The sequence below is a fragment of the Enterococcus sp. AZ050 genome (genome assembly GCF_051715085.1).
GTDB classification, from domain to species: domain Bacteria; phylum Bacillota; class Bacilli; order Lactobacillales; family Enterococcaceae; genus Enterococcus; species Enterococcus faecalis.
The window spans coordinates 501,417-521,315 of sequence record NZ_JBIOTC010000001.1 but is presented as its reverse complement, the minus strand read 5'-3'; the positions used below and the strand labels follow the sequence as shown (position 1 = coordinate 521,315).

Annotated in this window: 18 protein-coding genes; 15 read left to right on the top strand and 3 right to left on the bottom strand. The window is 37.6% G+C overall.

The features are described 5' to 3' along the window. Nucleotides 1–7 precede the first annotated feature (7 nt). From lacD to IGJ04_RS02560, 10 genes are all read left to right on the top strand, one after another. On the top strand, nucleotides 8–1,003 hold the full coding sequence (lacD, locus tag IGJ04_RS02605) for a tagatose-bisphosphate aldolase (RefSeq protein WP_002357245.1): 996 nt from the start codon (nucleotides 8–10) through the stop codon (nucleotides 1,001–1,003). A 15-nt stretch (nucleotides 1,004–1,018) separates the two neighbouring features. Further along, entirely contained in the window at nucleotides 1,019–1,960 is a 942-nt protein-coding gene (locus IGJ04_RS02600; RefSeq protein ID WP_010823747.1) for a hexose kinase, read from the top strand. A 32-nt stretch (nucleotides 1,961–1,992) separates the two neighbouring features. Continuing rightward, the gene (locus IGJ04_RS02595) at nucleotides 1,993–3,807 is read left to right on the top strand and encodes a glycoside hydrolase family 35 protein (protein ID WP_025192026.1); all 1,815 of its coding nucleotides are present in this window, start codon (nucleotides 1,993–1,995) and stop codon (nucleotides 3,805–3,807) included. Beyond that, nucleotides 3,804–4,283: a PTS system mannose/fructose/N-acetylgalactosamine-transporter subunit IIB gene (locus tag IGJ04_RS02590; RefSeq protein WP_002361968.1), complete on the top strand. Its 480-nt coding sequence runs from the start codon at nucleotides 3,804–3,806 to the stop codon at nucleotides 4,281–4,283. The genes IGJ04_RS02595 and IGJ04_RS02590 overlap by 4 nt, the downstream gene beginning before the upstream one ends. 13 nt (nucleotides 4,284–4,296) lie before the next feature. Then, nucleotides 4,297–5,196: a PTS mannose/fructose/sorbose/N-acetylgalactosamine transporter subunit IIC gene (locus tag IGJ04_RS02585; protein WP_010707485.1), complete on the top strand. Its 900-nt coding sequence runs from the start codon at nucleotides 4,297–4,299 to the stop codon at nucleotides 5,194–5,196. Continuing rightward, nucleotides 5,183–5,992 carry a PTS system mannose/fructose/sorbose family transporter subunit IID gene (locus IGJ04_RS02580; protein WP_002357254.1) on the top strand — a complete coding sequence of 270 codons (810 nt, stop codon included), beginning with the start codon at nucleotides 5,183–5,185 and terminating at the stop codon, nucleotides 5,990–5,992. The genes IGJ04_RS02585 and IGJ04_RS02580 overlap by 14 nt, the downstream gene beginning before the upstream one ends. Before the next feature lie 19 nt (nucleotides 5,993–6,011). Further along, a complete protein-coding gene (locus IGJ04_RS02575) occupies nucleotides 6,012–6,419 on the top strand; it encodes a PTS sugar transporter subunit IIA (protein WP_002365775.1) in 408 nt (135 codons plus the stop codon). A 149-nt stretch (nucleotides 6,420–6,568) separates the two neighbouring features. Then, complete coding sequence (locus tag IGJ04_RS02570; RefSeq protein ID WP_438839866.1) at nucleotides 6,569–10,543, top strand: endo-alpha-N-acetylgalactosaminidase family protein; 3,975 nt, start codon at nucleotides 6,569–6,571, stop codon at nucleotides 10,541–10,543. Between the two features lie 240 nt (nucleotides 10,544–10,783). Continuing rightward, nucleotides 10,784–11,938, top strand: a complete 1,155-nt coding sequence (locus tag IGJ04_RS02565) for an AI-2E family transporter (protein WP_002386882.1) — start codon at nucleotides 10,784–10,786, stop codon at nucleotides 11,936–11,938. Nucleotides 11,939–12,058: 120 nt separating this feature from the next. Continuing rightward, nucleotides 12,059–12,703: a DUF998 domain-containing protein gene (locus IGJ04_RS02560; protein ID WP_113792553.1), complete on the top strand. Its 645-nt coding sequence runs from the start codon at nucleotides 12,059–12,061 to the stop codon at nucleotides 12,701–12,703. A 46-nt stretch (nucleotides 12,704–12,749) separates the two neighbouring features. Here the strand turns inward: IGJ04_RS02560 and IGJ04_RS02555 are convergent, their stop codons facing one another. Together IGJ04_RS02555 and IGJ04_RS02550 are read right to left on the bottom strand one after the other, a co-directional pair. Further along, nucleotides 12,750–13,361 carry a lipoprotein gene (locus IGJ04_RS02555; RefSeq protein ID WP_002382413.1) on the bottom strand — a complete coding sequence of 204 codons (612 nt, stop codon included), beginning with the start codon at nucleotides 13,359–13,361 and terminating at the stop codon, nucleotides 12,750–12,752. Nucleotides 13,362–13,546: 185 nt separating this feature from the next. Beyond that, nucleotides 13,547–13,717: a hypothetical protein gene (locus tag IGJ04_RS02550; RefSeq protein ID WP_002380379.1), complete on the bottom strand. Its 171-nt coding sequence runs from the start codon at nucleotides 13,715–13,717 to the stop codon at nucleotides 13,547–13,549. Nucleotides 13,718–13,916: 199 nt separating this feature from the next. On the opposite strand from IGJ04_RS02550, the gene IGJ04_RS02545 reads away from it, so the two are divergent. The 4 genes from IGJ04_RS02545 (at nucleotide 13,917) to IGJ04_RS02530 (ending at nucleotide 17,738) form a co-directional block, all read left to right on the top strand. Beyond that, nucleotides 13,917–14,369, top strand: a complete 453-nt coding sequence (locus tag IGJ04_RS02545) for a DUF2188 domain-containing protein (protein ID WP_002374668.1) — start codon at nucleotides 13,917–13,919, stop codon at nucleotides 14,367–14,369. Nucleotides 14,370–14,560: 191 nt separating this feature from the next. Continuing rightward, nucleotides 14,561–15,580, top strand: a complete 1,020-nt coding sequence (locus IGJ04_RS02540) for a branched-chain amino acid aminotransferase (RefSeq protein ID WP_002366823.1) — start codon at nucleotides 14,561–14,563, stop codon at nucleotides 15,578–15,580. 134 nt (nucleotides 15,581–15,714) lie between these two features. Beyond that, nucleotides 15,715–16,035, top strand: a complete 321-nt coding sequence (locus IGJ04_RS02535) for a cupin domain-containing protein (protein ID WP_185946354.1) — start codon at nucleotides 15,715–15,717, stop codon at nucleotides 16,033–16,035. A gap of 62 nt (nucleotides 16,036–16,097) precedes the next feature. Next, nucleotides 16,098–17,738, top strand: coding sequence for a peptide ABC transporter substrate-binding protein (locus IGJ04_RS02530; protein WP_010828822.1), 1,641 nt, complete (start codon nucleotides 16,098–16,100; stop codon nucleotides 17,736–17,738). A 97-nt stretch (nucleotides 17,739–17,835) separates the two neighbouring features. Here the strand turns inward: IGJ04_RS02530 and IGJ04_RS02525 are convergent, their stop codons facing one another. Next, nucleotides 17,836–18,711, bottom strand: coding sequence for an NAD(P)H-hydrate dehydratase (locus IGJ04_RS02525; RefSeq protein WP_438839865.1), 876 nt, complete (start codon nucleotides 18,709–18,711; stop codon nucleotides 17,836–17,838). A gap of 149 nt (nucleotides 18,712–18,860) precedes the next feature. Here IGJ04_RS02525 and IGJ04_RS02520 point away from each other — a divergent pair, with 149 nt between their 5' ends. After that, complete coding sequence (locus tag IGJ04_RS02520) at nucleotides 18,861–19,727, top strand: SPFH domain-containing protein (RefSeq protein ID WP_438839864.1); 867 nt, start codon at nucleotides 18,861–18,863, stop codon at nucleotides 19,725–19,727. Nucleotides 19,728–19,899 lie beyond the last annotated feature (172 nt).

Sequence of the window (19,899 nt, the reverse complement as noted above, 5' to 3'; positions counted from 1 at the left end):
AGGAACTATGCTTACGTTAACAGCTGGAAAAAAAGCGGCAATGGATCGTTTGTCAACCCAAGAAGGAATCATTAGCGCATTAGCCATTGATCAACGAGGTGCCTTGAAAAAAATGATCAAAGCGCTAGATGTAGAGCCAACTGATGCACAAATTGAAACGTTTAAAGAATTAGTCTCGAAAGAATTGACACCTTATGCGTCCGCCATTTTATTGGATCCAGAATATGGATTGCCTGCTGCAAAAGCACGCGATACCGAGGCTGGATTGTTACTCGCTTATGAAAAAACGGGCTATGATGCAACAACTCCGGGACGATTGCCTGATTTACTAGCAGATTGGTCTGTTTTACGCTTGAAAGAAGAAGGCGCAGATGCGATTAAATTTTTACTCTACTATGATGTGGATGAGGATCCAGAAATCAATCATCAAAAACATGTATTTATTGAACGCTTAGGGAGTGAATGTGCAGAAGAAGACCTACCATTTTACTTAGAATTAGTTTCTTATGATGCACAAATAGCAGATGCAACTTCTTTAGAATATGCAAAAGTTAAACCGCATAAAGTGAATGAAATGATGAAAGAATTTTCTAAACCCCAATATAAAGTAGATGTATTGAAAGTGGAAGTTCCAGTTAATATGAATTTTGTAGAAGGTTTTGCGCCAGCTGAAACAGCGTATACAAAAGAGGAAGCGGCGAATTATTTCTTAGAACAAAGTCAAGCCACTGATTTACCATTTATCTTTTTAAGTGCCGGTGTCTCAACAGAACTATTCCAAGAAACACTACGTTTCGCTAAAGAAGCTGGTTCAACATTTAATGGTGTTTTATGTGGCCGTGCTACGTGGAAAAATGGCGTGAAACCTTTCGTTGAAGCAGGAGAAACTGCGGCTTGTGATTGGTTAAAAACAGAAGGCCGAGAAAACATTGAAAGTTTAAATGAAGTCATCGCAGCAACCGCCAGCTCTTGGCATGCGAAAGTTCAAGTAAACGAAGGGTAATTGGGAGGCATAGCTGTGATAGTAACAGTAACAATGAATCCGTCAATTGACATCTCCTACCTATTAGATCATCTAAAGCTTGATACCGTTAATCGGACCAGTCAGGTGACCAAAACCCCTGGTGGCAAAGGACTAAATGTCACTCGCGTTATTCATGATTTAGGTGGAGATGTTATCGCTACCGGCGTTCTTGGTGGTTTTCATGGGGCGTTTATTGCAAATGAGTTAAAGAAAGCAAACATCCCCCAAGCATTTACGTCAATCAAAGAAGAAACACGTGATTCGATTGCGATTTTGCACGAAGGGAATCAAACTGAAATTTTAGAAGCTGGACCGACTGTTTCCCCAGAAGAAATCAGTAACTTCCTTGAAAATTTCGATCAATTAATTAAGCAAGCAGAAATTGTCACAATTTCTGGCAGTTTAGCGAAAGGATTACCATCAAATTTTTATCAAGAATTAGTTCAAAAAGCTCAAGCACAAGAGGTTAAAGTGCTACTAGATACTTCTGGGGATAGTTTAAGGCAAGTTCTTCAAGGACCATGGAAACCGTATTTAATTAAACCTAATTTAGAGGAACTAGAAGGATTGCTAGAGCAAGATTTTTCAGAAAATCCATTAGCAGCTGTACAAACAGCTTTAACAAAACCAATGTTTGCGGGAATTGAATGGATTGTCATATCTTTAGGAAAAGATGGTGCAATTGCCAAACATCACGATCAATTCTATCGTGTAAAAATTCCAACGATTCAAGCTAAAAATCCTGTTGGTTCAGGAGATGCAACCATTGCTGGTCTTGCCTATGGACTAGCCAAGGATGCCCCAGCGGCCGAACTGCTAAAATGGGGCATGGCGGCTGGAATGGCTAATGCCCAAGAAAGAATGACTGGGCATGTAGATGTAGAGAACGTGAAGAAACATCTTATGAACATCCAAGTAGTTGAAATTGCTAAATAAAGAGCTTTCTTTATTTAGCAATTATCCAGTAATTGAAAGCGTTTACTAGAAAGGGTGGCAATGTGGACAGATTTGAAATTAAAGAGGAGTTTCTTTTAAATGGTCAACCATTTAAAATTTTATCAGGCGCCATTCATTATTTTCGTGTAGATCCCTCAGATTGGTATCATTCACTTTATAACTTGAAAGCTTTAGGCTTTAATACAGTTGAGACATATGTACCATGGAATTTACATGAACCGCAAAAAGGAACATTTCATTTTGAGGGAATATTAGATTTGGAGCGCTTTTTAAAATTAGCACAAGAACTTGGACTATATGCGATTGTGCGGCCGTCTCCTTATATTTGTGCAGAATGGGAGTTTGGCGGTTTTCCAGCCTGGCTATTAAATGAACCAGGACGGATGCGTTCGAATAATCCAACCTATCTGAAGCATGTTGCGGAATATTATGATGTTTTAATGGAAAAAATTGTTCCGCATCAACTTGCTAACGGTGGCAATATTTTAATGATTCAAATCGAAAACGAATATGGTTCATTTGGCGAAGAAAAAGCGTATTTACGGGCGATTCGCGATTTGATGATTGCACGCGGCGTGACAGCACCATTTTTTACTTCTGACGGGCCATGGCGCGCAACATTGCGGGCAGGCAGCATGATTGAAGATGATATTTTAGTAACCGGAAATTTTGGCTCAAAAGCCAAAGAAAATTTCGGTATGATGCAAGCCTTTTTTGAAGAACATGGTAAAAAATGGCCGCTAATGTGTATGGAATTTTGGGATGGCTGGTTTAATCGTTGGAAAGAGCCAATTATTAAACGAGATCCGCAAGAATTGGCTGAATCAGTTAGAGAAGCATTAGCATTAGGCAGTATCAACTTATATATGTTTCATGGCGGCACCAATTTTGGGTTTATGAATGGCTGCTCCGCACGAGGAACCATTGATTTACCACAAATCACTTCCTATGATTATGATGCGCCTCTTGATGAACAAGGGAACCCAACCGAAAAGTATTTCGCGTTACAAAAAATGCTTCACGAAGAGTACCCTGCGTTACCACAAGCTGAACCATTAGTAAAAGATTCTTTTGCGCAAACAGCAATTCCTTTAACCAACAAAGTGAGTTTGTTTGCGACTTTAGAAACGATTAGTCAGCCAGTGGTCAGCGTTTATCCGCAAACCATGGAACAATTAGGACAAAATACCGGCTATCTTCTTTACCGAACAAGCATTGAAAAAGATGCTGCAGAAGAAAAGCTAAGAGTGATTGACGGTCGTGATCGTCTGCAATTATTTGTCAATCAGGTACATCAAGCAACGCAATATCAAACGGAAATTGGCGAAGATATTTACGTTACACTGCCGCAAGAGAATAATCAAATCGATATTTTAATGGAAAATATGGGTCGTGTCAATTACGGGCATAAACTATTTGCAGATACTCAGAAAAAAGGGATTCGAACGGGTGTCATGGCAGATTTACATTTTATGACGCAATGGCAACAATATTGTTTATCTATGACAAGCTGTGAACAGGTAGACTATTCAAGAGAATGGCAGCCTGATCAACCAAGCTTTTACCAGTATCATGTGGAGTTAGCAGAAGTGAAAGATACATTTATTGATGTTTCTAAATTCGGCAAAGGAATTGTTTTTGTTAACCAAACCAATCTTGGTCGTTTCTGGAATGTTGGTCCGACGCTTTCCTTATATATTCCCAAAGGATTATTAAAAGAAGGGCAAAATGAGATCGTCATTTTTGAAACGGAAGGAACGTACCAACCAGAAATTCAGTTAGTAAAAGAACCACTATATAAAGAAATGAAAGAGGGATTACAATGAGTATTATTGGCGTAAGAATTGATGGACGTTTGATTCATGGACAAGTGGCAAATTTATGGGCGACAAAATTGAATATTTCCAGAATTATGGTCGTTGATGATGAAGTTGCAGGGAATGCCATTGAAAAAAGTGGCTTGAAATTAGCAACACCAGCTGGCGTGAAACTAAGCGTGTTACCAGTTGAAAAAGCTGCTCAAAATATTTTAGCAGGAAAATACGACTCACAACGTTTACTAATTGTGGTACGGAAACCAGATCGTTTATTAAAACTAGTAGAACTTGGGGTGCCGATTAAAGAAATCAATGTTGGGAACATGTCTCAAACAAACGAAACACGGTCGATTACTAAGTCAATCAATGTGGTCGATCAAGATATTGAGGTTTTTAAAGAGTTAAATGCTAAAGGTGTCCATCTGATTGCTCAAATGGTGCCAAGTGACAAAGCGGAAGACTTTATGAGTTTGATAACAAAATAGGAGGGAACAAAAAATGAATATCTTATGGTGGCAGATCTTATTATTAACATTATACGCAGGATACCAAATTTTAGATGAATTACAAATTTATTCTTCATTAAGTGCGCCAGTGTTTGCAGGTCTTTTTGCAGGATTAGTGATGGGGGATATTAAAGCAGGACTTATTATTGGTGGAAGTATGCAATTAACTGTATTAGGAGTTGGGACTTTCGGGGGTGCCTCCAAAATTGATGCTAACTCAGGTACGATTCTTGCCACAGCATTTTCTGTGTCTTTAGGAATGAACCCTGAACAAGCAATCGCTGCTATTGCAGTACCAGTTGCTAGTTTAATGATTCAATTAGACATTTTGGCTCGTTTTGCGAATACCTACTTTGCACATCGAATTGATAAAATGGTCGAAGATATGAACTACAAAGGAATTGAACGTAACTTCTTAATGGGTGCCTTACCTTGGTCTCTTTCTCGAATGATTCCAGTCTTCTTAGCACTTGCTTTTGGTGGTGGTTTAGTACAAAAAGTTGTATCTGTCCTAAATGGCGATTTGAAATGGTTAGGTGATGGCTTGTCTGTTGCTGGGGCGGTCTTACCAGCGGTCGGTTTTGCAATTTTACTACGTTACTTACCAGTGAAAAAACATTTCCCTTATTTAATTCTTGGTTTCACTGTAACTGCTTTACTAGGAACAATCTTTACAAACATGCAACTTTTAGGAACATCTGTTGCGAGCGTTGTGAAAGACTTCAGTGGTGTATTTAACGCACTACCAATGTTAGCAGTCGCTTTAATTGGTTTCGCTTTAGCCGCAATTAGCTACAAAAATGGTCAAATGATTCCGAGTGGGCCAGTAGCCAAAAAAGAACATGCAGCGAATGATTCAGACGAAGGAGAGATTGAAGATGACGAAATCTAATTATAAATTGACGAAAGAAGATTTTAAACAAATTAATCGCAGAAGCTTGTTTACTTTCCAATTAGGTTGGAACTACGAAAGAATGCAAGGATCAGGTTACTTGTATACGATTTTGCCACAATTGCGTAAAATTTATGGGGATGATACGCCTGAATTAAAAGAAGTGATGAAAACACACACGCAATTTTTCAATACTTCAAACTTCTTTAATACGATTATTACAGGGATCGATTTGGCCATTGAAGAAAAAGAAGGCATTGCTGGAAAACAAACAGTTTCAGGTTTGAAAACTGGTTTAATGGGACCGTTTGCAGCAATTGGGGATTCAATTTTCGCAGCTTTAATTCCAACTATTTTTGGAGCGCTAGCTGCTAACATGGCGATTAATGGTAACCCAACTGGTATCTTTATCTGGATTGTTGCTCAAATTGCCGTGATGGTCTTCCGTTGGAAACAATTGGAATTTGCGTATCGCGAAGGAATTTCTTTGGTAACAACTATGCAACACCGCTTAACTGCCTTAACAGATGCTGCAACTTTACTAGGGGTCTTCATGGTTGGCGCTTTAGTGGCAACGATGGTTAATGTCAAACTATCATGGGCACCAAGTATTGGGGATGTAACACTTAACATGCAAAATAACTTGGATATGATTTTACCACGCCTACTTCCTGCAGGAATTGTCGGTGGCGTTTATTGGATGCTAGGTAAAAAGAATATGACGTCTACTAAAGCCATTTTTATCGTATTAATTGTCTGTGTCGCATTGTCTGCGTTAGGTGTTATTTCAAAATAAGTAAGACAGGAGAAAATCGATGAGTGAACATTTAGTTTTAGTAAGTCATGGCCGTTTTTGCGAGGAATTGAAAAAAAGTGCGGAGATGATTATGGGACCGCAAGAAACAATTTCCACTGTTGCTTTATTACCAGAAGAAGGTGAAGCTGACTTTTTAGAAAAATTTGAAGCGATTACGGAATCGTTAGAAGATTTTGTTGTCTTTGCTGATCTACTAGGGGGAACACCTTGTAATATTTTATCCAAAAAAATTATGCAAGGTGCTTCGTTTGACTTATATACTGGGATGAATTTACCGATGGTTATCAGCTATGTAAATGCAAATTTATTAGCGATTGAAGGTGACTATGTTAAGGAATCAGCAGAAAGTATTGTGAAAGTCAACGAATTGCTGCTAAATGTTGCAGTAGATGATGAGGATGAATAATTCTGACTTGTTGTCGTAAGTAATCAAAGTTTTTAAGAGAATGATTTAGAGATGGACGTTCCAAAAATAAAAGAATTTATTTTTGGAACGCCCCTTTAATTGTTAATAATGAAAGCGTGTTCAAAAATGTTAGGGGGCTGATTTATCAGATGAAACATGGAAAAATAAAACGATTTAGTACATTGACACTATTGGCAAGCGCAACGATTTTAGTACCATTAAGTACGTCTGCAGAAGAAACAACAAACAGCAGCACTGAAACAAGCTCATCAATGGTGGAACCTACCGCAACAGAAGAAAAATTGTGGCAATCTGATTTTCCAGGAGGGAAAATTGGTGAGTGGCAAGATGTGATTGGTAAAACAAATCGAGAATTAGCAGGAGAGTCATTGGCGATTTCACGAGATGCAGCAGCAGGTAATAATGCCGTATCTTTAAATTTAGATTCCCCTAAATTAGCTGATGGTGAAGTAGAAACAAAGTTTAAATACACTGCTGGAAGCGGTCGAACGGGTGTGATTATTCGTGGTAATACCAAAGATAGCTGGGTTTTTGTAGGCTATAACGCGAATGGCAAATGGTTAGTTGAAAGCCCTAATTCGTGGAATGATTCAATTTCTGGGCCAACGTTAAATGAAGATACGAATTATTTGTTGAAAGTACGTTATGTTGGTGAAAAAATTACTATCTGGCTTAACACCACGTTGATTTACGAAGGAGAACCTGTTTTGGCCAACGGAGACAAAATTCCAACAGAAGCCGGACATGTGGGTGTCCGTTTGTGGTACGACAAAAAAATTGTCAATTATGACTATTTTAAAAATGGCCCCGTAGATAGCATTCCGGAAATTGTGCCAGAAGTGACACAAATTGCACCAGTCAAAGTTTTTACAAAAATTGGTGTCGCACCAAAATTACCGAAACAAGTAAAAGTGACCTATAATACTGGTAAAGAAGCCAATGAAGCAGTCAGTTGGGATGAAATCGATCCTGCTGCATACAAAGAATCAGGAACTTTTGAAGTCGACGGTACTTTGGAAAATACAAACAGCAAAGCAAAAGCCAGCATTGTTGTTGCTAAAGACAATGAAGCTGAAAAAGGCGACAAAATCTCTTCTGCAGATTTAACAGCCGTGGTTGATCCACAATTTCCACGAATTATTCGCTACGAAGACCCTCAGAGTAATCAAGTGATTTTTAATGGCCAACACGAGAAAGTTGACCAAGTAATGATTGATGGCAAAGCATATAAAGCAACTGCTGAAAAACAAAAGAGTGAAGCAAATCAAGCCGTTTATAATGTAGCTGTCCCAGAAATTGGTTTGCGTTTCACAACGACATTGACTGTTTCCGAAGGCCAAGAATTAGCTATGAAACTCTCAGATATTCGTGAAGAAGGAACTAAAATACACACAATTTCAATTCCAAATCAAGGCTTGATTTCTGTCAATAGTACAGATGAAGGGGCGACTTTTGCTGGCGTTGTGATGAATACTGGGACAAATGCAAATAACGGAAATAAAAATGGTGATACTATCCAAGATTTAACTACAACAAGCCAAGAAGAAACGAAAAAATATATGTATGGTTTCTTAAATACAGCGAATTATGCTGCAAGTTTTTGGACGAACGCCTATGGAGACGGCTCTGTCGATGGTAGTGACAACAATCGAATCCATAAACAAACAAAAGAAGCGGCGACTGGTTTTGTAACAACCTTGTCAAGTGGGGCATGGACCTATCGACCATTTGATGCACCGGAAGATTACACAACTGGAGAAACGCCAGAAGTGAAAGTTAAATTCTCAAAAGATAGCAACGACGACAATCGGGTGGATTGGCAAGATGCGGCAATTGGGTTCCGTTCAATTATGAATAACCCAATGGGCGCGGAAAAAGTCCCTGAATTAGTCAACCAACGGATTCCTTTTAACTTTGCTAGTCAGGCGACAAACCCATTCTTAGTGACGTTAGACGAATCAAAACGTATTTACAATTTAACAGATGGATTAGGACAAATGAATTTACTAAAAGGGTATCAAAATGAAGGACATGATTCTGCGCATCCAGATTACGGTGCTATTGGTCAGCGACCTGGTGGGGAACAAGCGTTGAATCAATTAATTGATGAAGGCCATAAATTAAATGCCGTTTTCGGTGTGCATATTAATGACACCGAGTCTTACCCAGAAGCAAAAGGATTTAATGAGGAATTAGTTGATCCAACGAAGCGTGGCTGGGATTGGTTAGATCCGTCTTATTTTATTAAACAAAGACCCGATGCATTGAGTGGTCGTCGCTATGAGCGCTTTAAAGAATTAAAACAAAAAGCACCGAATCTAGATTATATTTATGTTGATGTTTGGGGCAACCAAGGCGAATCAGGTTGGGCAAGTCGTCAACTAAGTAAAGAAATTAATTCACTCGGTTGGTTTACAACCAATGAATTTCCGAATGCTTTAGAGTATGACTCGGTTTGGAACCATTGGTCTGCAGAAAAAGATTACGGCGGTACAACAACGAAAGGCTTTAACAGTACAATCGTTCGTTTTATTCGGAATCACCAAAAAGACACTTGGATTATTTCCGACAACCCTTTGTTAGGTGGAGCTGAATTTGAAGCCTATGAAGGTTGGGTGGGTAAAACCAATTTTAATACCTATCGCCAAAAAACTTTTGCCATTAATGTCCCAACTAAGTTCTTACAACATTACCAAATTACAAACTGGGAAACTACAACAGCAGCAGATGGTCAAATCTATGGCACAATTAAATTAGCGAACGGTGCTGAAAAAGTGACCGTTACTCAAGCAGATGCTAATTCGCCAAGAAGCATTACGTTAAATGAGACAGAAGTTCTAAAAGGTGATGCGTATCTACTGCCTTGGAATGTCAATGGTCAAGACAAACTATATCACTGGAATCCAAAAGGCGGTACCAGCACTTGGTCATTGGATAAGAAAATGCAAGGAAAAACGAATTTACATTTATATGAATTAACAGATCAAGGGCGTATTGACAAAGGCGCAATTGCCACTACAAATAACCAAGTGACCATCCAAGCCGAGGCTAATACACCGTATGTCATTGCTGAACCTGACAGTATTGAACCGATGACATTTGGAACAGGAACACCATTTAAAGATCCTGGATTTAATGAAGCCAATACCTTGAAAAATAACTGGAAAGTTTTCCGAGGTGATGGAGAGGTTAAAAAAGATGCTAACGGTGATTATGTCTTTAGTTCAGAAAAAGAAAGAACCGAAATCAAACAAGACATCAATCTTCCTAAACCAGGAAAATATAGTTTGTATCTAAACACAGAAACACATGATCGTAAAGCCACAGTAACTGTTAAAATTGGTGGTAAAAAATATACGCGGACAGTGAATAATTCGGTTGCCCAAAACTATATTCAGGCAGATATTAACCATACAAGCAGGAAAAATCCGCAGTATATGCAAAATATGCGAATTGATTTTGAAATCCCAGATAATGCAAAAAAAGGCTCGGTGACGTTAGCGGTTGATAAAGGCAATTCCGTTACAAAATTTGATGATTTACGAATTGTTGAGCGTCAAACGGATATCATGAACCCAGACAAACAAACAGTTATTAAGCAAGATTTTGAAGACACACAAGCAGTTGGATTATATCCTTTCGTTAAAGGCTCAGCTGGTGGTGTAGAAGATCCACGGATTCATTTATCAGAAAAAAATGAACCTTACACACAATATGGTTGGAATGGAAACCTTGTTTCAGATGTATTAGAAGGCAACTGGTCCTTGAAAGCCCATAAACAAGGAGCAGGATTGATGCTTCAAACAATTCCGCAAAATATTAAATTTGAACCGAACAAGAAATATACGGTCCAATTTGATTATCAAACTGATGGTGAAAATGTCTTTACTGCTGGGACCATTAATGGGGAGTTGAAAAATAACAATGACTTTAAGCCAGTCGGTGAGTTGACTTCGACAGCAGCAGATGGTCAAACCAAGCATTATGAAGCAGAAATAATTGGGGATGCTTCAGGAAACACTACGTTTGGTATTTTTACAACAGGTGCCGATAAAGATTTCATTATGGATAACTTTACGGTCACAGTGGAATCGAAAAAATAAATTTAGTCTATCTAAGCAACTTGGTCTACAAGTTAAACGTACTTGTAGCCCAAGTTGCTTCTTTTATGAAAAGAAGCAAGGTCTAGTGTCTCATTTTTATACTGCAGAATAAACAGACACATTTTTTAAAGTGTCTGGCTTCTTTGTGTATTTCATCAAGAACGAATGGACAAACTTGCCTTTTGCAACAAATCGTTTACAATTACAATGATAGGCATAATTTATTTAGAGGTGAAGTGATTGAAGAAATACAATGTTGATTGGAATTACTGGGTTGTCCGCTTTTTATTTGTAATGGCGCTGATTGTTGGCTATTTATTAATCACGAATTATCAGCACTTTGTCCATAGTGTTTCGGGTTTGTTAGGCATCTTATCCCCATTCATTACTGGGTTCGTGATTGCTTATTTATTGAGTGGAAGTCAGAAAAAAATCGAGGGATTACTAGAAAGAGTTCCTTTACCAGTCGTAAAAAAAGCGAAACACGGCTTGAGCGTACTCCTTTTGTACCTGATTATTTTGTTTATTTTTGTCTTGACATTAAACTATATCGTTCCGCTACTCATTAGTAATTTAGTAGATTTAGCAAACTCTTTACCCACTTTTTATGATCACATGGTTCAGTTTGTGATGAGTTTAGAAGATAAAGGGATTTTAAAAACAGCTGCGATTGAAAAATATTTAAATAGTGTCCTTAAAGATTTGTCGCCGGAACGTTTTTTAAATCAATGGACACAAGCGTTATTTTCATTAGGAACGTTGACTAAAAATGTTTCCTCATTCTTTTTAAATGCATTTTTAACGTTGATTATCTCAATATATGCGCTGGTATTTAAGCAATCTATTTTGACATTTGTTGAAAAGGCCGCCCACAAATTGCTGTCTGAAAAAGTGTACAAGCAAACACAAACCTGGTTAAATACAACGAATAAAATTTTCTATAAATTTATCAGTTGCCAATTTCTTGATGCTTGTATAATTGGCGTTTCATCAACGATTTTGTTAAGTATTTTGAATGTGAAATTTGCTGTGACTTTGGGGATTTTATTAGGTATTTGTAATATGATTCCTTATTTTGGTTCGATTTTTGCGTCAATTGTTGCTGGTGTGATTACGCTTTTCACAGGTGGTGTTACTCAAGCCATTACGGTGTTACTAGTTTTATTAATTTTACAACAAATTGACGGCAATATTATTGGTCCTCGAATTATGGGAGATGCCCTAAATGTCAATCCGATTTTAATTATTGTTTCAATTACGATTGGGGGAGCGTACTTCGGCGTCTTAGGGATGTTTTTAGCAGTTCCTGTTGCTGCAATCATTAAAATTATTGTCTCGGAGTGGCTAAATGAATCAAAAGAAAATGATAAGATTGTAGATTCTATTGAATCCTAAAATAAAACTTTTCGTCTCGCGTTGACGAAAAGTTTTTTAGTGAGAAAGAAAGTTTAATTATTTGGAATTTTTGATATGCTATACTTAAAGTAAATAGAAAATCAAAATTGAGGTGAATAGATGCAGTTTTTAAAAAAATATGGTGGCTATTTTTTAGTTTTAGGGGTCTTACTTGATTTTTTTACACCTTATTATGTCGGATTCAAAGATCAAGGTTACAATCAATTGACAGAAGTTATTAGCTTATTAGGTGATGTGAATAGTCCAGTTAGAGAAACCTTTAATCGGTTAACTATCATTGCGGGAATGTTAATGTTAGCAAGTTTACCTAGGATATATGCTATTTTTTCCAGAAAAACGAAAAAAGGTGCTTGGTTAGTAGTGGCAATGATTGGCGCTTATGGTTTATTTGATTGTATTTTCAGTGGGCTCTTCAGCGTAGACACTTCAAGCGCTGGCACAGTTGCTACCGCGCTTCATAACGGAGGATCAGCAGTCGGTTATACAGGCTTTTTGTTGTTATCAGGCGTCTTAACCATTATCTATAGTAAATACGGTTCGCAAAAAAATAAAAACCTTTTTGGCTTTTTGTTTATTTTATGTATGCTTGCAGCCGGCTTATATGGCTTAGCAAGGATTCCACAGCTACAACAGGTAAAACCATTTAATTATTTAGGCTTATGGCAAAGAGTGAGTTCATTTTGTAATTATCTACCAATGCTGGCACTGTGTTTACAAACTAAAACCAATGACAAATTTGATTGAACATTTGTCATTGGTTTTTTACTAGTTAAAATTGTTTGGTAATGACTTAATTATTGGCTACGGTGACTTCACCAGTAACAGTGGCACCATCTTTTTCTAAGTCAGCAGAATCTTTGTATTCTTGTTTATCAAAAGTAATATTGCCATTAACTTTGGTACCATTTAAAGTAAAGCCATTTGCTTTCACCTCAATATCACCTTTGACAGTCCCGTGAACGATGTTGAAATTTTCAGAAGAAACGATTAGCTTAGGAACCGTGATTTCATATTCAGCAGTTACTTTTTTATTATCATCTTGAGAATAAAGCGCTAATTTACGATAGACATCGTTGGAATCTTTCCCCTTATCATGGAAAGTACCAGCAACTGTTACCTCTTTATCAAAAGTGACATTGTCAGTAGCTGCGACAATCCAATTTCCTTTATCACTTAACGCCATTTCGAGTTCTTCAGGTTTGGCACTAATTGAAGCACCAGAGACTACTTCTGTACTTGAATTAGCTGTTTCTTTGCTACTAGAACTACTATCTGTTTTTTTATCAGATGAACAAGCACTAAGAAGCACAAGAGCAGCAGTTGCCGTCAAAACAGTGGTGAGTACTTTAGACATTTTCATGAAAATCCCTCCAAAAAATTTATTTATTTCTTCCTTTATCATAACTGATTCAAAGGGGAATGAGTAATCATACACTCAAAGATTGAGAAGTTTGGAAGGGGAATCCACTTTAAAATGTATTTATATTTTTAACAATTTATTGTTATATAATCAGTAGTATAAATTGGAAACTTAAGCATTTTTTTAGAATTTGATGGTTTTTAGCTTCTTTTTTTTATTAATAGTTTTTATTTTTTGCAGCCTTTTTTTTCACAAGTAACATATTGGGTTGTATTTTCCCAGTCTTCAGGATTGTCATCGATTCGAGCTCCACAAGCTGTATAATTGCCATTTCTTACGTGGATTTTCCCTTTTTCAGATTTTTTTGTATCGTTTCCAATATATTTTACATTAGCCATAAATTAGCAACTCCTTTTGTTGGATTTATAAATTTTTACTTCTGCTTAAGCTTCCATAAATAAAGATAGCATTTTTTTACATTGTAAACAAATATTTTTAGTTAACCTTAAAAAAAATAAGTCTTTGATTCATTTCTTTTTCAAATGTTCCTTTTCTGTAGTAAGCTAGTAATAGACAGAATTTAAGGAGGAGATTTTGATGCCTTGGAATATGAATGATTATCCTACATCAATGAAAAATTTAGCACCTTTGATTCGGAAAAAAGCGATAGATATTGGCAATGCGTTGCTTGCGGATGGCTACCCTGATGATCGTGCCATTCCAATTGCGATTAGTCAAGCGGAGAAATGGTATCAAGAGGCAAGTGCAGCAGACAAAAAGGCCTTCGAACATGAAGCAAATCCTACGAAACAAGATTCGCATAAACAGGATAAACATGCTGGAAAATTATTAACGGCGGCTGTCAACGTTAAATATAAAGACGACCAATGGTTGGTGATTTCAGACAGCGCTGAAAAAGCAAGCAATACATTTACCCACAAACAAGAGGCGGTTGAACGAGCTCAAGAAATTGCTCGGAATAAACAAACAAAGCTGAAAATCTATAAGCAAGATGGGACGTTACAAGAAACCAAAGAGTATACTGAATAATTTTTCGAAACCTTGATATTCCGTTGCAATTCAAGAAACGGTTATCAAGGTTTTTTTTGCGAGGGAAATATGGACAAGTAAGAAAAAATAACAAAAGTTAAGAATGAGAATAAGACTTGCTTTTCTAGTTTTTGGTGGGTACAATTACACTAATTAAGATAAAAAATCAAAATAATTGAGGTGCTACGACAATGGAAAAAGCCAATCTTGATTGGAATAATTTAGGATTTTCTTACATTAAAACGCCCTTTCGTTATATTAGTTATTGGCGAGATGGCAAGTGGGAAGAAGGCACGCTAACAGATAACAATCAGTTAACGATTAGTGAAGGTTCGCCTGCTCTACATTATGGCCAACAATGTTTTGAAGGATTAAAAGCGTATCAATGTGCAGATGGTTCTGTCAATTTGTTTCGTCCAGATGAAAATGCCAAACGGCTACAAAAAAGTTGTGCGCGTCTACTGATGCCACAAGTACCAGTAGAAACCTTTGTTTCTGCATGTCAAGAAGTGGTGAAAGCCAACCTTGCTTATTTACCGCCATATGGAACGGGCGGTACGTTGTATCTTCGCCCTTATATGATTGGTGTCGGCGATAATATTGGTGTAGCACCTGCCAAAGAATACATTTTTTCTATTTTTTGCGTGCCGGTTGGTTCATATTTTAAAAATGGTTTAGCACCAACCAACTTTATTGTTTCTGACTATGATCGAGCGGCGGGTCGAGGAACTGGGGCCGCTAAAGTGGGGGGCAATTATGCAGCTAGTCTTTTACCAGGTGCAGAAGCACATGAGAAAGAATTTAGTGATTGCATTTATTTAGATCCGTATACGCATACGAAAATTGAAGAAGTTGGTGCAGCCAATTTCTTTGGCATAACCAAAGATGGTACTTTTATTACGCCGAAATCAGCGTCTATTTTACCAAGTATTACTAAATATTCATTATTGACGCTAGCAAAAGAACGTTTAGGGATGACGGCGCTTGAAGGAGACGTTTACATTGATCGATTAGCGGACTTCTCCGAAGCGGGTGCTTGTGGCACAGCGGCGATTATTTCTCCTATTGGTGGGATTCAAAACGGCACAGATTTCCATGTATTTTATAGTGAAACGGAAGTTGGACCAGTGACTAAGCAACTATATGATGAACTGGTTGGCATACAGTTTGGTGACAAAGAAGCGCCAGAAGGCTGGATTGTAAAAGTTTAAAGAGACAAAAAAGAGAGAATTCATGCTCTCTTTTTTTTGTGTAGAATATTCAGAATTTTCTATAAAAATATTGACTTTGATTCTATTTAAAGGAATAATGGAAGATACAAGATTTAAAAAAGGAGGGAAAGCTATTGCTTATTAAATCAGCAGAATCAGAAGAAATGACGATTTTTTTTGATAAAGAAAACCAACCAAATGCACAAGTTCAAATGGGCATTATTACATTACAACCTGGTGAAAAACGGCCTTTAGCTGGATATGCTCGCCATGAACAAGATGAATATTCTTATGTGATTTCTGGCGAAGCACATACGATTTTAGAAGATGGTCAAGACTTAGTCGGAAAAGCTGGACAAGCCCAATTAATTGAAGCTGGTGAAGGTCACATTAATTATAATGATGGGGTGGAGCCAGCGGTCGTTGTCTGGATGCTTGTGGAAAGGACAAAATAAAAGGGGAGCTGTCTTTCTGTAAGTAAGAGCATAAAAAAATGAAGAGTTATAGGAGAAAGAAGATGAAAAAGTATTTAAAAATCACAATGGTTTGTATTTTATTGGTAGGATTTTTAGCTGGGTGTACCAATAAAAATGAAAATAAAAAGAAACAGAAAAATACCAAAGAAGCCGTTCAACTGATGTCACCCTCGGAATTAACAACGCTCAACACCTCTGTATTATTGGATTTCCCAGATGCTATTGTCCAAACAGCAGCGTTTGAAGGGTTATATAGTTTAGATGAACAAGACCAATTGGTACCAGCCGTAGCAAAAGCATTGCCGACGATTTCAGAAGATGGAAAAACCTACACGATTTCTTTGAGAAAAGAAGCGGTTTGGAGTAACGATGATCCTGTCACAGCGCATGATTTTGAATATGCTTGGAAAAAAATGATTGATCCTAAAAACGGCTTTGTTTATAGCTTCCTCATCGTTGAAACAATTCAAAATGGTGCAGAAATCTCAGCTGGGAAATTAGCACCCAATGAACTAGGTGTCACAGCTGTGGATGATTATACATTAAAAGTGACGCTCAAAGAGCCAAAACCGTACTTTACGTCCTTGTTAGCTTTTCCTACATTTTTCCCGCAAAATCAAAAAGTAGTCGAACAATTTGGTGCGGACTATGGAACTGCTAGTGATAAAGTCGTCTATAATGGCCCGTTCGTGGTAAAAGATTGGCAGCAAACAAAGATGGACTGGCAACTAGCAAAGAATAATCGCTATTGGGATCGCCAGAACGTGCGCTCAGACATTATCAATTATACGGTTATCAAAGAAACATCTACTGCATTGAATCTTTTTGAAGATGGACAATTAGATGTGGCTACACTAAGTGGTGAACTGGCGCAACAGAATAAAAATAATACGCTGTATCATTCGTACCCAACAGCGACAATGAACTACTTACGCTTAAATCAAAAACGGAAAGGGCAAGCAACGCCGCTTGCAAACGAAAACCTGCGTAAAGCATTGGCTTTAGGAATAGATAAAGAAAATCTAGTCAATAATATTATTGCAGATGGTTCTAAAGCTTTACATGGTGCGATTACGGAAGGCTTTGTGGCGAATCCCACAACGGGTCTCGATTTTCGTCAAGAAGCAGGTAATTTAATGGTTTATAACAAAGAAAAAGCGCAAAGTTATTGGAAAAAAGCACAAGCAGAATTAGGAGAAAAGGTTAACGTTGAATTGATGGTAACAGATGATGGTTCTTACAAAAAAATTGGTGAAAGTTTGCAAGGCTCGCTACAAGAACTGTTTCCTGGTTTGACAATAGAGCTAACCGCATTGCCGACCGAAGCTGCATTGAACTTTGGGCGAGAAAGTGACTATGATTTATTCTTAATTTACTGGACACCAGACTATCAAGATCCTATTTCTACCCTGATGACTTTATACAAGGGCAATGATCGCAATTATCAGAACCCTGTCTATGACAAATTATTAGATGAAGCAGCCACAACCTATGCCTTAGAGCCAGAAAAAAGATGGGCGACCCTGATTGCAGCTGAAAAAGAAGTGATTGAAACGACTGCTGGTATGATTCCACTTAGCCAAAATGAACAAACAGTCCTGCAAAATGATAAAGTCAAAGGCTTGAATTTTCATACCTTTGGCGCTCCATTAACGTTAAAAAATGTTTATAAGGAAAAATAAAAAGAGAGCCTGGGCTGAAAATCGCTTTTGATTTTCGGCCCAAGCTTAAATCCTGCTTTTTAACCCAAAATTTGTCACCATTTAGCCTTTTCGGGTTTTATCTCGAACGCTTCTGTTCTAATAGTTCAGAATCAGGTGCAGTGTGGGGCTGGGCATTTTTTTTCATATATGTCGGCAAGGCTTGACTAATCTTCGTTGGTAAAACAACATAGTCAGTTTTGGCCAAATCATCTCCAATGAGACTGTGTAAGTAGACGGCGCCAGCAATGGTTTCAATTGTCGGCTTAAACTGAGCTAAAAAACCAGCAATGATGCCAGCCAAGGTATCCCCAGTTCCGCCAGTAGCCATCCCAGGGTTGCCACCTGTATTTTGAAAAGGTTCTCCTGCGTGGAAAATTGTGGTGCGATGACTTTTTAAAACAATCGTACTGCCTAATTTTGCTTGTTGGCGCTGGTTATTTACCAGTGTTTGTTGCTCAATAGGTAAGTGACTCAAACGTTGCCATTCCATTTGATGAGGTGTGAAAACAACTTTTTCAGGATAGGTAAGGGAAAAATTGCCTTGGCTAAACAGGGTAATTGCTGAGCCATCGATAATTAACCATTGTTTTTTTTGATGTTGGGCGAGTACCATCTTTAATATTTGTTGTGCAGCAGCATCTAAGCCTAAACCTGGACCAATTAAAATAACCTCCGCTTGCTCTACGACGTTCGTCAGAAGGACTGTTTCTTCAAAGCCCACGACCATCGCTTCTGGGCATCTTGCATGTAAAGGCCCGTGATTTTTAACATCAGTAATCACAGTGGTGAGACCAGCGCCACTATTGATACACGCTTCGGTACTCATGATGATGGCTCCGCCATATTGTCGGTTTCCTCCGATTAATACAACACGCCCAAAATTACTTTTATAAGAGTCAGAGGGGCGTTGAGTGATGACTTCCTCTAAAATGTCCTTGCTTAAATAGCGCATTCTATCACTCCTTTTCTTGGGATTTCTTTGTTCTCAGTATACTACAAGAGCCCCGAAAAAATCAGTTTATTTAATGTTAAAAGTTACTCTATTGAAGGCAATGAGGTGTATAATAAGGACCAGATAAATGAGTTAGGAGAGTGAAACAGATGGAAGAGAAAAAAACATTTTATATGAGTGGCTACGTAGGAATTGCGAGCTTATTAGTTATTTTAATTGCGGGAATTGGTTTATTTATTTATGGAGCGAGTCATACTAATGGTGTTCTTGTTGTTTTAGGTATTATTTTGTTAATTGGGGCTATTTTATTTTTAAGTTCCTTAACCGTTGTTAGTCCCAATCAGGCGAAAGCTATTTTATTTTTTGGTCGCTACTTAGGTACGATTAAAGAAAATGGGTTGTTTATTACCATTCCATTTACGCAAAAAATGAACATTTCTTTGAAAGTACGAAATTTCAATAGTTCTCTATTAAAAGTCAATGACTCTGACGGGAATCCAATCGAAATCTCTGCGGTCATCGTTTTTCGGGTAGTCGATACAGCTAAGGCGTTATTTAATGTCGATTATTATCAAGACTTTGTGGAAATTCAAAGTGAAACGGCAATCCGGCATGTAGCAACACAATATCCTTATGACACTTTTTCAGATAATGATGTAACTCTGCGAGGAAATACCGAACAAATTTCCGAGGAGTTAACCAAAGAATTGCAAGAACGCTTAGCAGTGGCTGGTGTAGAGGTTATCGAAACACGGTTGAATCATTTAGCTTATGCAACTGAAATTGCTAGCTCCATGTTGCAAAGACAGCAAGCAAAAGCAATCTTAGCGGCTCGACAAACAATTGTTGAAGGTGCGGTAAGCATGACACAAATGGCCTTAGAACAGATTGAAGAAGGGCAAGAAATTAATTTTACCGATGAACGAAAAGTACAACTTATTAATAATTTACTAGTCTCAATCATTACTGATAAGGGCACACAACCAGTTATTAATACAGGCGACGTTTCTTCTTAAAGAGGAAGCAACGCTAAAAATAGCAAAAAAAGAGTCATCTTTCCGATGACTCTTTTTTGATAAACACGAACATTATATAATTTTAATCTATAATATTTCGGTTTTTCTTTGACATCTCTTTTTCTCATTGTTAGAATAACAGTGAAAAAAGGCGGAAGGAGTTATTACATTC

Excerpts from the sequence above, each read along its gene's own strand:
- lacD (WP_002357245.1), top strand. The coding sequence starts at position 8 with ATGCTTACGTTAACAGCTGGAAAAAAAGCGGCAATGGATCGTTTGTCA.
- IGJ04_RS02590 (WP_002361968.1), top strand. The coding sequence starts at position 3,804 with ATGAGTATTATTGGCGTAAGAATTGATGGACGTTTGATTCATGGACAA.
- IGJ04_RS02585 (WP_010707485.1), top strand. The coding sequence starts at position 4,297 with ATGAATATCTTATGGTGGCAGATCTTATTATTAACATTATACGCAGGA.
- IGJ04_RS02580 (WP_002357254.1), top strand. The coding sequence starts at position 5,183 with ATGACGAAATCTAATTATAAATTGACGAAAGAAGATTTTAAACAAATT.
- IGJ04_RS02575 (WP_002365775.1), top strand. The coding sequence starts at position 6,012 with ATGAGTGAACATTTAGTTTTAGTAAGTCATGGCCGTTTTTGCGAGGAA.
- IGJ04_RS02570 (WP_438839866.1), top strand. The coding sequence starts at position 6,569 with ATGAAACATGGAAAAATAAAACGATTTAGTACATTGACACTATTGGCA.
- IGJ04_RS02560 (WP_113792553.1), top strand. The coding sequence starts at position 12,059 with ATGCAGTTTTTAAAAAAATATGGTGGCTATTTTTTAGTTTTAGGGGTC.
- IGJ04_RS02555 (WP_002382413.1), bottom strand. The coding sequence starts at position 13,361 with ATGATAAAGGAAGAAATAAATAAATTTTTTGGAGGGATTTTCATGAAA.
- IGJ04_RS02550 (WP_002380379.1), bottom strand. The coding sequence starts at position 13,717 with ATGGCTAATGTAAAATATATTGGAAACGATACAAAAAAATCTGAAAAA.
- IGJ04_RS02545 (WP_002374668.1), top strand. The coding sequence starts at position 13,917 with ATGCCTTGGAATATGAATGATTATCCTACATCAATGAAAAATTTAGCA.
- IGJ04_RS02540 (WP_002366823.1), top strand. The coding sequence starts at position 14,561 with ATGGAAAAAGCCAATCTTGATTGGAATAATTTAGGATTTTCTTACATT.
- IGJ04_RS02530 (WP_010828822.1), top strand. The coding sequence starts at position 16,098 with ATGAAAAAGTATTTAAAAATCACAATGGTTTGTATTTTATTGGTAGGA.
- IGJ04_RS02525 (WP_438839865.1), bottom strand. The coding sequence starts at position 18,711 with ATGCGCTATTTAAGCAAGGACATTTTAGAGGAAGTCATCACTCAACGC.
- IGJ04_RS02520 (WP_438839864.1), top strand. The coding sequence starts at position 18,861 with ATGGAAGAGAAAAAAACATTTTATATGAGTGGCTACGTAGGAATTGCG.